Raw genomic sequence first — 14,175 nt, 5'->3', positions numbered from 1 at the left:
GAACTTCTTTGCCAAGATTAAGCAGTATCGTGCGATTGCTACTCGCTATGATAAGTTAGCCCGTCATTTCTTGAGTGCTATTTATCTGGTTTCTTGTGTCATTTGGCTTAATTGATGACACGCCCTAGTAGTATTAAGTTAGCGAAAGTACTGAATCGATTTAAACAAAGAAGGGTATATGCTATTGCATATACCCTTCTTTGTTTTGCGCAGTTAGATATTTAACTGGAAGCTTTAAAAAAATATCGGAGTTAAGCATTTTAAACTTTATTAAACCAAAATCCACACAAAGAAAAACCCCGAACCTAGGGCGATTGGTTCAGGGTTTCAATACTTCGTGTTATTGTTATTATCTCTCTTCCGTGCTGACTCATCCTAAGTCATTTAACAGTATTATATAAGACAGCGGGCTGACCTGTACTTTTATTGGTACTGTCTCAACACTACATCCATGCGTATCCTTGTGTTGATGGATGTATTATAGGCCAATGAATTTGGTGCCGATAGAAGCTAAAGACTCTATTTTGCGTAAGCATATGCTTACATCACTTTTATGCATTACCGTTAATAAACAGCCTCTTTTATCAACCAAAACTGCGCTGCTCTTGTCTGTGCTCTTCTGACACTTTTTCGCCTTCTTTCTTGCCTTCTTCGATTTTGTTGTCAGTTTCTTGGATATCTTCTGCTTGTGCCGTAGGCGCATTGCCTTCTTGCTTGCTTGCTTCTTCTGGCTCATATTGCAAGGTAGTCATCACAGGAAAGTGATCAGATCCTACGGATGGCATACGCTGAATATCAACCACTGTAAAGCAGGCACTATGGAAGATATGATCTAAAGCCCAACGCAGAAATGGATATTTAACATGGAAGGTATTAATAAAATGTCGACCAATACGAGGATCTAGTAGTCCTGAGATACGTTGGAAACGACGTGTGGTTTTTGACCATGCGACATCATTAAGATCACCTGCCAGTATCGCCGTTTGGTCGTTTTCCTTTATATGTTTACCCACCATGAGCAGCTCAGCGTCACGCGTGGTGGACTTATCAGCTTCAGTTGGGCTAGGCGGCATGGGATGCAAGCAATATAACCAAACGACGCGGCCTCCTTGCAAACGCAACTGTGTATGAATAGACGGTATATCATCTATCATCAAATACTTAATTTCAGGATCAATCAGCTCAAGCTTAGAATACAAGTGCATACCATATAAATTATCTAGTGGCACTTTCACGGTGTAGGGATAGTCAGACTCGACTTGGTGTAAGGCTTGCTCCCATTTCTTGTCACTCTCTAATGTAATTAAGATATCTGGCTGCTTTTGCTTAACCAAATCGACCAGCTTTTGCGTTTCGTCATTGGGCGTCAATACGTTCGATACCATAATTTTTATTTGATGCGCTTGCCCTTCTGGCTTATCTTTTGCCTTTTGAACTTCTTTTTTCCACAATTTAGTATATGGCAGTACCATTCTCAGCTGAAATGCTAACGTACCGCTCAGCACAACAAACAATAGCCACTGCCCTAATTCCCACTCTGAGAAAAACACTATCATGCCGACCCAAGCGATAATACCAAGCACCATTATCTGAATACGTGGAAACTCAACACCGCGCACCCACCAGTTATCCAGCGGCAACCAGCCCCAGATTGTGACAAAGGCGATGAATCCTGCTAGACCTTGTGAGCCGTAATATAATAGTGAGAGATCCATAAGTAGGTACTAACCGTTGATTGATATGTTGATAGAGCTGATGATGTATATTGGTCAAGCTTTTATTTGATAAGAAATATTGTGGTTTTAACTCACCTGACCTCAAATAACTAACGTCGAATCATTGTGTTTGAGACTTACTTTAGCACTTCAGAAGATTCTCGCCTACATGTGAGTCTCAATTATGCGACAACTATCATAAAACGTTACAATATTGGCTCATTCAATGTAATGCGTGATTTATTAAACACTATATTTTTGAGGTCGCAAGATAGCCGAGCATCTCATCAATAGTAATAACTTAAAGTTATAGTCGACATAGTTAATAGTGTATGGAAAACGGCCAAATAATAGCCAAAACGCCTTGCTTTTTCGCGCCATTCACGGCATTGTTATCGGTTGACGATGCAACAAATAATTGTAAATAGGATTGAACTTCATGAGTGATTTAACAGTAGGTTTGGTAGGCTGGCGCGGTATGGTAGGGTCAGTATTAATACAACGTATGCAGGAAGAAAATGACTTCAACGGTATTACACCCGTGTTTTTTTCTACCAGTAATGCTGGTGGCGATGCACCAAAATTCGATGGTATTGAAACCGGCCAACTAAAAGACGCTCATGATATTGACGCACTTGCTGCTTGTGATGTCGTGATTACTTGCCAAGGTGGTGACTATACGTCAAAAGTCCATCAACCATTGCGTGATAGTGGTTGGAACGGCTATTGGGTTGATGCGGCAAGTACGCTGCGAATGAAAGATGACAGCATCATCATTCTTGATCCAGTCAACCGTAACGTTATTGATAGTGCCCTAGCCAATGGCAAAAAAGACTTTATCGGTGGTAACTGTACCGTATCATTGATGTTGATGGCTATCGGTGAGCTGTTTAATAAAGGTTGGGTCGAATGGGTCAGCGCCATGACATATCAAGCTGCTAGTGGTTCTGGCGCAAACAACATGCGCGAGTTAATTAGTGGCATGGGTGTGTTACGTGATGCCGTTCAAGACGAATTGGCTGACCCTGCTAGCGCTATTCTTGAGATTGATAAAAAAATCGCTCAAACTCAGCGTTCAGCAGACTTCCCTACACAATACTTCGGTGTACCACTGGCAGGTAGCTTGATTCCTTATATCGACGCACAGCTAGAAAACAAACAGTCAAAAGAGGAATGGAAAGGCGGCGTCGAGACCAATAAGATCTTAGGTAATGATGAAGCCAGTACGATTCCTATCGATGGCATGTGTGTACGCGTCGGTGCCATGCGTTGTCATGCGCAAGGTTTAACGATCAAACTGAAAAAAGACATTCCGCTAGAAGAAATCGAAGCTGCACTTAAAAACAGTGGCAACGAGTGGTTGGACTTGGTCGAAGATGACAAAGAAGCTACTATGAATCGCCTAACGCCAGTAGCCGTGACTGGCACCTTGACTGTTGCTCTAGGTCGCTTGCGTAAGCTTAATATGGGCCCTGAATATCTAGGTGCATTTACCGTTGGTGATCAGTTGTTATGGGGTGCAGCAGAACCATTACGTCGTATGCTTAATATCATTCGTGAGCAAAACGTCTAACTCAGATACCTTAAATTAAGCACAAAAAAGACAGCGATTGCTGTCTTTTTTTATGGATTGTTATTACTTAGGTTGATAAGCAATTATCACCTCATTGCGACGTAAGAATGGTAGCGTCCAAGGTGGATTATAACGGGCCAATACAGGCTCGCCTGTAGGCGTCAAATTTTGGTCTTGCATCCATGTTTGCAACGCTTCGGTTTTTTCCGCTACTTTATCTTCTCCTGCTAGCCAAGAGAACTTAATCACACCGTACGTCTGTGCAGGCACTTCTACAATCTCAACGTTTGGATTGTTTGGCTTAGGCAGTGTCTGTATTGTATATTTACTAGGCATCGTAAATTGTACGCGCCACTTACCATCGTCTTGTTGCATACTGACTGGTGATGTCATGGCAATTTTCTGTGACTCATTATCACTTTTTTTATTATCAGCTTGCATCGTAACAGGTGCCGTCATACTGATTTTACTACTGTCTCCACTTGGTGCTGTGTTATTACCAAAAATATAGTCCGCTAAGATCTTAAATCCTTCACGACTTGCTGAGTCTTGGTCACCACTCACCCACGTTTGCGCTACTAGCTGCTCATCATAGCGACGCAGCTCAAAGTCATCTACTTGGGTCAACACCGTATATTTCGGCTCTTCGGTAGCCATAGCCCCTCCTGATATCAACAATAATCCGCCCATTAATAATAAATAACCTGTCTTTTTCATATCATGTCTCCAGCATCTAAAAGCATGGTGTGGCAATGATTACTACCTCACCTGTATAACTTCTACTGTATCAATAGACCTCTAGCACTGTCTGTGTCTTTTGGCGTGCTATCTGTGTTTTTTGGTTATGGTAAATCAATATTGACCAAAGTGTATATTGCGCGTATATCGATAACACCTAGTATTTATAGTTAGAGAACGCTAAAACAGGTACAAGGTAGCCAACTAAAAATTGTACAAGTAGTATATTTAGGGAGAGTAACGCCGTAGTAGTTCAGTGATTCTCTGACTATATGTCCAAAAAACCGCTAACAATGCTATAATTAGCGTCATTTTCATAGCTTAAATAGCGGTTATCATATGCAATTTGTCTTACATAAAACGGCCAGCGGTGCAACGCGTGCACGCCGTGGTACGGTTCATCTCAATCATGGCGACGTGCAAACGCCTGCTTTTATGCCTGTTGGTACTTATGGTACGGTCAAAGGCATGCTGCCACGTGATATCGAAGCCATTGGTGCTGATATTATTTTGGGCAATACCTTCCATCTCTGGTTACGTCCGGGTACTGAAGTCATTGATAAATTTGGTGGCTTACATAAGTTTATGCATTGGGACAAGCCTATCTTGACCGATTCAGGCGGTTTCCAAGTATTCAGCCTCGGCGCAATGCGTAAAATTACCGAAGAAGGCGTAAATTTTAAATCTCCTATCGATGGCGCAAAGGTATTTCTCTCACCAGAAAAATCCATGCAAATTCAGTACAGCTTGAACTCAGACATCGTCATGCAGTTCGATGAGTGTACGCCTTATCCAGCCACTCATGATGAAGCGAAAAAGTCGTTAGAGCTATCGTTACGTTGGGGACAGCGCTGTATCGATGAGCACAACAGACTGGGCAGTACCAACGCATTATTCGGTATTGTACAAGGCAGCATGTATCCTGATTTGCGTCAGCAATCACTTGAAGGCCTGTTAGAGATTGGCTTCGATGGTTATGCTATTGGCGGTCTATCAGTTGGCGAGCCTAAAGAAGAGATGATAGACGTCCTAGACTACCTGCCTGATGATATGCCAGCAGATAAGCCGCGCTATCTTATGGGTGTTGGTAAGCCTGAGGATTTAGTTGAAGGTGTACGCCGCGGTGTAGATATGTTCGACTGTGTGATGCCAACGCGTAACGCGCGTAATGGTCATTACTTTGTGACGGGCGATTCAGACAATGCTGGTGTGGTACGTATTCGTAATAGCCAATATCGCAATGATGAAGGCCCATTAGATCCTGAATGTGACTGCTATACTTGCCAAAACTTTAGCCGTGCTTATCTGTACCATCTTAACAAGTGCAAAGAGATGCTAGGTGCTCAGTTAGCGACTATTCATAATTTACGCTATTACCAACGTTTGATGCAAGGTATTAGAGATGCTATCGAGCAAGATAAATTTGATGAGTTTGTCAGCGAGTTTTATGCCAAACGCGGTCAAACGGTTCCTGAGTTAAACTTGCGTTAATCCTGTTTAATATTCACGAACGTATAATGATATCTGTTGAAATAAAAAAGGGCTTAAGAATAATCTTAAGCCCTTTTTCTGTGCTGCTTTTATCACTCAATGATTATCACTTAATGATTTAAGTAGAGTCTATTTTGACTACTATCCCATCAATGACGTCACAAATACTACAATAACAGCGATTGGCGCGATGAATTTCGCAACGATTTGCCACAGCTGCCATGTACCATTAGATAAACCAAGCTCTTGCTGAATGTTACGTTGATCCATTTTCCAACCAACAAATACAATTGCAGCCAGACCTGTTAGAGGCAATAGGAACTTACTAGTAAGCTTATCTAATGCATCAAAGATACCATTACCCATGATAGTAAAGTCAGACCATAGGTTGAACGATAGCAGTGCTGCAATACCTAACAACCAGATTACTGTACTTGCCACGATAGTCGATACAGTACGACTCATCGACGTACGCTCTTCTAATAACTCAACGGTTGGCTCAAGTAACGAGATAGATGAGGTGATAGCTGCAAAGGTAATAAGCAAGAAGAACAATGCGCCAATGATAGTGCCCGCACCCATGCTACCGAAAGCAATTGGTAAACTTACAAAGATAAGACCAGGACCTGATGCAGGATCTAGACCATTGCTAAAGATGATTGGGAAGATGGCAAGACCAGCAGCCAACGCAATAACCGTATCTAAAATAACAACGGTACGTGCTGTTTTTAGTAAGTTTACTTCACGGCCCAAATACGAACCATAAGCAACCATTATACCCATACCAATTGATAGTGTGAAGAATGCATGACCTAATGCTGCAAGCATAACATCAGCCGTTAGTTTGCTAAGATCTGGTGTAAATAGGTAAGCAACTGCTTCACCAAATCCACCGTTCATCACGTTATAACCGACGATAACGAATAGAATCACACCCAATAATGGCATTAAAATCTTAGCTGTTTTTTCGATACCACTTGTCACACCAATACCAACGATGACAGCGGTTAAAATCATAAATACCGTATGCCAGATCGTCAATGTACCAGCTGATGCAAGCATAGCATCAAAGGTTGCAGCAACAGAATCACTGTCTTGACCAGCAAAGCTACCTGTTGCAACTTTAGTAATATAGTTAAGCGCCCAACCACCGATCACACTATAGAACGATAGAATTAAGAAGCCACCTAAAATACCAGTAGCACCAACGATGCCCCAGCTACGTGACTTACCTTCAGTCGCTGCTACGTCTGAAAAAGTATTGACTGGGTTTTTTTGACCACGTCGACCAATTAACCATTCAGCAACTAATATCGGAAAACCGACCAGCGCGATACAGAACAAATAGGCAATAACGAAAGCTGAACCACCGCTTTCGCCAACCATGTATGGAAATTTCCATATGTTTCCTAGACCAACTGCTGAGCCTACTGCTGCCAATACGAAGCCAAAGCTTGAGCTCCATTGGGCATGTTCTTGTTTATTGATAGCCATTTTTTCCGTCCTCGTGCTTCAATTAACGTTACTGATAATCTTCCTTGATCAACATAAATAGTCGGCCTTACCATTGAGCTATTTAGTAAACGCTTCGATGTGAAACGCCCAGCAACATTAAGAAAGAATTGATTACAATATCGTAAACGCTCAGTTTCTGCTAAGCGACCAGAAAAGTCAAGTGCTCATAAATATAAAAAGCCATAACTAATAGTTATGGCTTCTACGTAATTCGTCTTCATTCTATAAAAATTTAGCTTATTAAAAGTGTCAAACTCATCATGAATCGAGTTATGCTTTAATCGTGTTATGCTTTCTTTAGCGTACAACACCGCGGCTACTATTTTGTAATGAATCAATAAGTAGCTGAATTTTTGGCTCTTTAGCCAATAGCTCACTATGTAAGACTTCCAACGCTTGTGCAGTGGTCAAACCTGATCTGAAAATCGTACGGTACGCTTGACGTAATACATTAATCGTTTCTTTTGACCAACCTTTACGGCGCATGCCTTCGATATTGAGTCCATGAGCCTTTGCTGGATTGCCAGATACCATCGTAAATGCAGCCACATCTTTTAGAATGAGGCTTGCTCCGCCAATCAAGCTATAGTCATCTACTGTACAAAACTGATGAATACCTGAGTTACCACCGATGATGGTATGGTCGCCAATAGTCACATGCCCCGCTACACCGACATTGTTAGCCAGTACGTTATGATCGCCAATAACACAATCATGTGCGACATGGGTGTTTACCATCAGTAGATTATGACTGCCGATTTTAGTCAGCTCGCCGTCTTGCGCTGTACCACGGTGTAAGCTACAGGCTTCACGAATCGTATTGTGATCGCCGATTTCAAGCCAAGTGCGCTCACCTGCATATTTCAAGTCTTGAGGATCTTCACCAATACTCGCAAATTGATAAAACTCATTGTGTTGGCCAATACGAGTCAGTTTAGTCACAACGACATGTCTATGCAAAACCGTATGCGCACCAATTGATACTTCATCACCAACGATACAATAGGGCCCGATGATAGCAGTCTCGTCAATCTGCGCGGACGGTGAGATGAGTGCTGTAGGATGAATCTGACTCATAAGATGGGCCCTTGTATCATTTGATGCGAGTAAATAATAAAAAAGTATCGCTATTTCAGTGTTACTAACGAAGCTAATACCAGTTATGTTGTTGAATTTACATGTAGCTATTTATTGCAGTGGTAGTGAGCGGTTTCAATATTGCTCTTTGTACAGTATGGCTTATTAAAAACTTAAGCACCCTTCACGTTAGCAGGTTTTTGCTGCTCTTGACGTGCAATCATAATTTGCGCACTAGCCGCCAATTCATCTTCGACATGGACAGTACAATCAAACTTATAGATACCATGTCTTTGCATCACAGTTTTTGCGCGAATGATAAGCTGATCACCAGGAATCACACGGCGTTTAAAACGGACTTTATCCACACCTGCAAATAGATAGAGGTAACCGTCTTCTGAAGTCAGACCTGCGGTAATGAACCCAAGTATGCCTGAAACCTGTGCCATTGCCTCTACCATCAATACCCCTGGCATGATTGGCTCGTCAGGAAAATGCCCATTAAAAAACTCTTCATTAATAGTCACGTTTTTGATACCAGTAATACACTCACCTGGCGTACAAGCTACAATACGATCTACCAGCATAAAAGGATAACGATGCGGTAAATAATGCTTAATCGTATGATACGTCAATGGTAGCGTAAGACCTTGCTCAGCCAAGCTTTTAACGTCTTTATCAGTTGGGATATCTATATTGTTATTGCTCATAATGACGCTTCCTTGCTGTGTTTTGAATATTTATTATTTGTTTGTGTTTGCATTAGTTATTGCCTAGCTGACGAAAACGTACAGCAGCACGTCGCCAATTAGCAGTCGGCATTGCAGCAGTACCAGATGAATATGAACCAGCGGTTTTAATGGATTTGGTTACCATGGTCATACCAGACAAAACGACATCGTCTGTAATCTCAATATGACCTGTGATACCGACAGCGCCGCCTATTATACAGCGCTTCCCTATCGTAGTACTACCCGCAATGCCAGTTTGAGCAGCAATAGCAGTACCGTCACCGATACGGACGTTATGGGCAACTTGTACCAAATTATCAATAATCACGTGATTACCAATAACGGTATCATCGATAGCACCACGATCGATACACGTCTGGCTACCAACTCGCACATAATCACCAATAATGACGCGGCCTAACTGGGCTATACGCTCCCAACCTGTGTTACTAGGATCTTTAGTAGGAGCAAAACCAAACCCTTCAGATCCGATGCTTACCCCTGCATGCAATCTAACGTGACTGCCAATGACACTCTCAGGCCCGACAACGACTTGCGACTTAATCACACAGTCGGTACCGATACTGGTATTAGCTTCAACCACAACATGAGCATCGAGTGAGCTACGCGCCCCTATTTGTACATTGTCACCAATCACGCAAAAAGGGCCGATATTGACTTGCTCGCCAATAACAGCACTATCTGCAATCACAGCACTAGGATGAATCCCGTTAGATAAAGAATGACGTGCAAACAGCTGACTGGCACTGGCATAAGCCAAATATGGATTTGAGACGACTAGCGCTATCGCTGAGGTAGGCACTTGGTCACGATATGCTTCCGTCACCAACACCGCGCCTGCGTCACTGCTAGCCAAGCTAGAGATGTAGTGAGGATCTGCCAAAAAGCTTAACTGCTGCTGACTGGCCGTCGTCAAACTACCGACGCTACTGAATGGTTGACACAATTGCTCAGTATCAATCTCAGCCTTATTAATAATAGGCTGACGCTGCTCAATTCGAGTAATGAGTTGCTCAATCGTTATCATAATGACTATTAATAAAATATGGTTATAAATGAAACGGTCGCCAAAATAACAATGCGTTTTGACGACCTACTAAGCTCTAATGATATTTCCGTCTATTTGAGACAATCTTTGAAACTGCTCAAATAGATGAGAATGATGTCATTAATTTAGAATGTATTACCAATCTGGAACTGGACTTTTTCAGTCTCATCGCCTTCTTTGTCACCAAATGGTACCGCATAGCTAAGTGAGATTGGACCAATTGGTGTATACCAAGTAATACCAGCACCCGCACTGTAGCGGAAGTCATTATCTTGGGTTAATAACGGAATCTCTGTATCTTCCCCATTGCTAGGATTGATAAAAGTACGATCTTCTTTATCAGAGGTGTCAAAGACCTGACCACCTTCAGCAAACAATACTGGACGTACCTGATCTGCCCAATCACCTTTAAATGGCATTGGTAGAATCAATTCAGCACCAAACGTTGCCAATGCGTTACCACCCACTTCTTCTGCAGTGAAGGTTTGATTATTTGAGTCATTGACTGCATCAAGATAAACTTGTGATTTAGGTCCTAGAGTAGATGATTCATAGCCACGTACTGAGCCATAACCACCAGCATAGAAGTTCTCATAGAACGGTAAATCATTACCATAACCAAGCTTAGTATAACCACGCGCGATCACGTCTTTATAAATAGGGTAATATATATTGCCGCTATAAGTTAGCTTTTGATAGTTAGCATCGCCAAGGCCGATAGTTGCATCAATCGCATGGCTCATCCCTTTGGTAGGGAATACTGGACGGTCTAGGGTGCTGTAGTCCCAACCAAACAATAGGTTGTAAGTCTGATAGTCATTCTTGAAGCTAGCAACCCCATCAGTCTCGACTTCCGGCGTTTTTGTACCGCCTTCGTCTAGAATTTCTTGAACATTAGATATACCTAGGTAACGACCACCACGAACCTTTGTGTTGTCTACATTTAGGCCAGCACTCAGGCGTTTGGTTTCATCAATAGGATAACTATAGTTCAACGTCGCACCATATGAATCGGTCACATAGTTACTAACGTTGTCGTCATCATATTTGGTTTTGCGATAGTAACCGCTGATACCTTGAGAGACACCGTTTTCTGTAAAGTACGGATCAGTATAACCTAGGCTATAAGAGTCGCGTGTTTCTGAACGAGAAAGCGCAGCCTTGACACGGTTACCGGTACCCATAAAGTTGTTTTGAGTCAAATCCAACTGGAAAGTCACACCACCACTTTGTGAGTAACCGGCTGCAATCGTTGAGCTACCAGAAGGCTGCTCTTCAACCACATAGTTTACATCGACTTGATCTGGCTGGTTAGGTACTGGCTTAACATCTACAGTGACATTTTTAAAGAAGCCAGTACGCATCAAACGCGTGCGTGACAGCTGAATTTTGTCATTGGACGACAGCGTACCTTCTAACTGACGCATTTCACGACGTAATACTTCGTCTTGCGTTTTGATATTACCCGTAAAGTTGATACGGCGAACGTAGATAGGACGTGCAGGGTCGATATAGTAATCGACATCGACCATTTTCGTATCGTCATTGATACGTGGTACTGGTCTGATTTGAGCTAGATAATAGCCTTCGTTACCATAGCGTCTTTTAAGAGAAGCAGTGGTTTCGTCCAGTTTTGCTTGCGAGTATTTTTCATTAGATGCAAAGCTCACCAGCTCTTTTAGCTCACTATTCTCAAAGGTAGGTTTACCTAAAAAGTTCACTTCGCCAAACTGGTATTGTTCGCCTTCGCTTAGGCTAACTTCGATAAACACACTACTCTTGTCTTCACTGATGTTCAGTACAGCATTATCAACTGAAAAACGCACATAACCATCGTTCTGATATAGCGCCTTTAAACTCTCTAAACTGGCTGCCAGTTTTTCTTGAGCGTAACGATCAGACTTAGATAATAGACGCGTCCATGAAGACTCTTTTACTGCGAAAACGTCTTTAATCTCTTCATCACTAAAATGCTTGTTACCAATGATATTGATATCAACAACTTTAGCAGGCTTGCCTTCTACAAAGCGCACATCAAGTTTTACGCGGTTACCATCAAGTACCGTTTGATCTACTTCGATATTACTATTGTAGTAACCTTGGCTAATGTATTGCTGTTGTAGCTCATTGGCCACGCCTTGCAAAGTAGACTGCTTGAGCACGTCACCAGCAGACAGTCCAGCATTCTTCAGTCCCTGCTCAAGCCCTTCTTTTGGAATAAGCTTGTTACCTTCAAAGGTAACTTCAGCGATCGTTGGACGCTCAATGACGTCAAACCTTAGCTTGCCACCTTCGACACGGCTTTGAATATCAGCAAAGTTTTCAGTTGCATATAGCGCCTTAATACTGGCAGCTAAGCTACTATCATTCACCGTATCGCCTACCGTAACAGGTAAGACCGGATAGAGGCTATCAGGGGTTAGGCGTTGTAAGCCATTAAAACCGATGTCAGTTACTACAAATTCTGCAGCCTGTACTGGCATACTCATCATCGCTACAACTAACGGCAACCCAGCCGCGCTCATAATTAAAGGCGTACGCATAAACACTATCCGTCAATAAAAAAATTGCTTAAGTTAAGTTAAAAGGCACGTATTGTCTAACCCGTGCGCATAAGGTTATAAACCCATGCAAGGGTAACTCAGAACACTTTATATAAATTGCATCACAAAATAAACTAAAAATTACGATTAGTACAGAGGCTGCGACACAGAGTAGCATGCCTATCATAACAATAATCAGCCTATAATAGGCGTAAAACCATTAGTATATCGTGCTTTATCAGCCATATTGTTCATCCGCCGATCAAAATAGCCGGCTGATGTCATTACCAATTGCTAACACCATGAAACCTGCCAGCAAGAGTAAACCGATATTTAGACCGACCATTTGCACACCTTCAGACAGTGGCTTACCGCGAATCAGCTCAATAAAATGATAGACAATATGACCACCATCTAATACTGGAATCGGCAAAAGGTTTAAGACGGCAAGACTCAGGCTAATTAGCGCCGCTGTCGATAATACCATTTGCCAACTGATATCAAAGCTTTGTTTAGCGACTTTGGCAATAGTAATTGGCCCTGATAAATTGTCTAAACCAATCATACCTGACAGCATTTTTCCCATCGAGCTTACGGTCATTACTGCGAGCTGCTCAGTCTTTTCAAACGACTTAACTAACGACTCACTAGGACCATAGACCACGGTAGTCTTGTAATCGTCAGGAATCACAATCTCAGTCTGATCCACCATCGCACCAATCTGTCCGTAATCATTACCCAAGTTGTCTTTTTTGCCTTGGGGCATAATTTGCAACTGTACAGGCTTGTCATCACGCAACACCGTAAAGTTCAATAGCGTTTCAGGATTATCACGGATGATACGTGTGGCAGTAATCCAATCTTCGATTGACTCATTATTAATAGCAGTAATGCGGTCGCCAACCTTTAGACCTTGGCGGCTAGCGGCACCATCGGGAGCCAAACCGCCTACAATCGGTACAATCTGCGGCTGCCATGGCAACATACCAAAGCTGGTCAATGCGTCTTTGCCTTGAGCCTCGCCTTGCATAAACTGCGTAACTGGTGCTTTATATGTCTTAGTCGACTGATCGGTTTGGGCATCTGACTGCAAGGTAATGCTGACATTATCCGTCTCACCCATACGTCCTGCAAGGCGATAGTTAATACCTTCCCATGTCTGCACATCATGTCCATCAATCGCAACGATCTTATCGCCGACTGGCAGCTGTGCCATTGCAGCAGGCGTATCTGGTAGTACCTGACCAATCTTAGTCGCCAACTGCTCAGATGGGGTCATAAATAGTACCCAAAATAGCGCGATAGCGATGACAAAATTCATGATAGGGCCAGCTGCAACGATAGCAATTTTCTTGAGCGGATGCTGCCGATTAAACGCAAGGTGCTGCTCATCTTTTGCGACATTACCTTCACGTTCATCCAGCATTTTTACATAACCGCCGAGTGGCAATGCTGAGATACGATAATCAATACCGCTCTTTTTGCTGGTCCAACCAAAAACTTTAGGACCAAAACCGATAGAGTACGTTAGCACTTTGACACCGCAAAGCCGCGCCACAATATAATGTCCCCACTCGTGTAAGGCAATAAGCGGGCCCAAGACAAATATGGCGGCAAGAAGTGTTAGTAAAAACGTCATGATTTTTTCTCAGTATTGTCTCTCAGCATTTTTATTAACATCTTCACTAATATCGTTTATCAATGTCATGTATCAGCTAAGAGA

Annotated in this window: 11 protein-coding genes; 3 read left to right on the top strand and 8 right to left on the bottom strand. The window is 42.5% G+C overall.

Annotated features, from left to right (window positions below; genetic code table 11):
- On the top strand, nucleotides 1–115 hold a 115-nt coding region (locus tag QL898_RS12005), incomplete at its 5' end, for a transposase (protein ID WP_201547709.1).
- A 469-nt stretch (nucleotides 116–584) separates the two neighbouring features.
- On the opposite strand, the gene QL898_RS12000 is transcribed toward QL898_RS12005, so the two are convergent.
- Complete coding sequence (locus QL898_RS12000; protein WP_290176997.1) at nucleotides 585–1,715, bottom strand: endonuclease/exonuclease/phosphatase family protein; 1,131 nt, start codon at nucleotides 1,713–1,715, stop codon at nucleotides 585–587.
- 439 nt (nucleotides 1,716–2,154) lie between these two features.
- On the opposite strand from QL898_RS12000, the gene asd reads away from it, so the two are divergent.
- On the top strand, nucleotides 2,155–3,288 hold the full coding sequence (gene asd, locus QL898_RS11995; protein ID WP_201547707.1) for an aspartate-semialdehyde dehydrogenase: 1,134 nt from the start codon (nucleotides 2,155–2,157) through the stop codon (nucleotides 3,286–3,288).
- A 63-nt stretch (nucleotides 3,289–3,351) separates the two neighbouring features.
- Here asd and QL898_RS11990 read toward each other — a convergent pair whose 3' ends face one another.
- Nucleotides 3,352–4,005 carry a heme-binding protein gene (locus tag QL898_RS11990; RefSeq protein ID WP_201547706.1) on the bottom strand — a complete coding sequence of 218 codons (654 nt, stop codon included), beginning with the start codon at nucleotides 4,003–4,005 and terminating at the stop codon, nucleotides 3,352–3,354.
- Between the two features lie 360 nt (nucleotides 4,006–4,365).
- Between QL898_RS11990 and tgt the strand changes: the two genes are divergently transcribed.
- Nucleotides 4,366–5,517 carry a tRNA guanosine(34) transglycosylase Tgt gene (tgt, locus tag QL898_RS11985; RefSeq protein ID WP_201547705.1) on the top strand — a complete coding sequence of 384 codons (1,152 nt, stop codon included), beginning with the start codon at nucleotides 4,366–4,368 and terminating at the stop codon, nucleotides 5,515–5,517.
- A gap of 141 nt (nucleotides 5,518–5,658) precedes the next feature.
- Here the strand turns inward: tgt and QL898_RS11980 are convergent, their stop codons facing one another.
- The 6 genes from QL898_RS11980 to rseP form a co-directional block, all read right to left on the bottom strand.
- Nucleotides 5,659–7,011, bottom strand: coding sequence for a sodium-dependent transporter (locus QL898_RS11980; RefSeq protein WP_102094408.1), 1,353 nt, complete (start codon nucleotides 7,009–7,011; stop codon nucleotides 5,659–5,661).
- A gap of 318 nt (nucleotides 7,012–7,329) precedes the next feature.
- Entirely contained in the window at nucleotides 7,330–8,109 is a 780-nt protein-coding gene (lpxA, locus tag QL898_RS11975; protein WP_057759135.1) for an acyl-ACP--UDP-N-acetylglucosamine O-acyltransferase, read from the bottom strand.
- A 173-nt stretch (nucleotides 8,110–8,282) separates the two neighbouring features.
- Nucleotides 8,283–8,819 (bottom strand): 3-hydroxyacyl-ACP dehydratase FabZ, encoded by a 537-nt coding sequence (gene fabZ, locus QL898_RS11970; RefSeq protein WP_201547704.1) that lies wholly within the window; start codon nucleotides 8,817–8,819, stop codon nucleotides 8,283–8,285.
- Nucleotides 8,820–8,871: 52 nt separating this feature from the next.
- A complete protein-coding gene (lpxD, locus tag QL898_RS11965; protein WP_201547703.1) occupies nucleotides 8,872–9,888 on the bottom strand; it encodes a UDP-3-O-(3-hydroxymyristoyl)glucosamine N-acyltransferase in 1,017 nt (338 codons plus the stop codon).
- Nucleotides 9,889–10,034: 146 nt separating this feature from the next.
- Nucleotides 10,035–12,452: an outer membrane protein assembly factor BamA gene (gene bamA, locus QL898_RS11960; protein WP_290176995.1), complete on the bottom strand. Its 2,418-nt coding sequence runs from the start codon at nucleotides 12,450–12,452 to the stop codon at nucleotides 10,035–10,037.
- 262 nt (nucleotides 12,453–12,714) lie between these two features.
- Nucleotides 12,715–14,091, bottom strand: coding sequence for an RIP metalloprotease RseP (rseP, locus tag QL898_RS11955; RefSeq protein WP_290176994.1), 1,377 nt, complete (start codon nucleotides 14,089–14,091; stop codon nucleotides 12,715–12,717).
- Nucleotides 14,092–14,175 lie beyond the last annotated feature (84 nt).

Source organism: Psychrobacter sp. APC 3279 (genome assembly GCF_030407795.1).
Lineage (GTDB): Bacteria > Pseudomonadota > Gammaproteobacteria > Pseudomonadales > Moraxellaceae > Psychrobacter.
The sequence above is the reverse complement of the archived record's forward strand: the minus strand, read 5'-3'. Positions and strand labels throughout refer to the sequence as shown.

Bases quoted from the DNA above. Each gene is read 5' to 3' on its own strand.
- QL898_RS12000 (WP_290176997.1), bottom strand. From the start codon at position 1,715: ATGGATCTCTCACTATTATATTACGGCTCACAAGGTCTAGCAGGATTC.
- asd (WP_201547707.1), top strand. From the start codon at position 2,155: ATGAGTGATTTAACAGTAGGTTTGGTAGGCTGGCGCGGTATGGTAGGG.
- QL898_RS11990 (WP_201547706.1), bottom strand. From the start codon at position 4,005: ATGAAAAAGACAGGTTATTTATTATTAATGGGCGGATTATTGTTGATA.
- tgt (WP_201547705.1), top strand. From the start codon at position 4,366: ATGCAATTTGTCTTACATAAAACGGCCAGCGGTGCAACGCGTGCACGC.
- QL898_RS11980 (WP_102094408.1), bottom strand. From the start codon at position 7,011: ATGGCTATCAATAAACAAGAACATGCCCAATGGAGCTCAAGCTTTGGC.
- lpxA (WP_057759135.1), bottom strand. From the start codon at position 8,109: ATGAGTCAGATTCATCCTACAGCACTCATCTCACCGTCCGCGCAGATT.
- fabZ (WP_201547704.1), bottom strand. From the start codon at position 8,819: ATGAGCAATAACAATATAGATATCCCAACTGATAAAGACGTTAAAAGC.
- lpxD (WP_201547703.1), bottom strand. From the start codon at position 9,888: ATGATAACGATTGAGCAACTCATTACTCGAATTGAGCAGCGTCAGCCT.
- bamA (WP_290176995.1), bottom strand. From the start codon at position 12,452: ATGCGTACGCCTTTAATTATGAGCGCGGCTGGGTTGCCGTTAGTTGTA.
- rseP (WP_290176994.1), bottom strand. From the start codon at position 14,091: ATGACGTTTTTACTAACACTTCTTGCCGCCATATTTGTCTTGGGCCCG.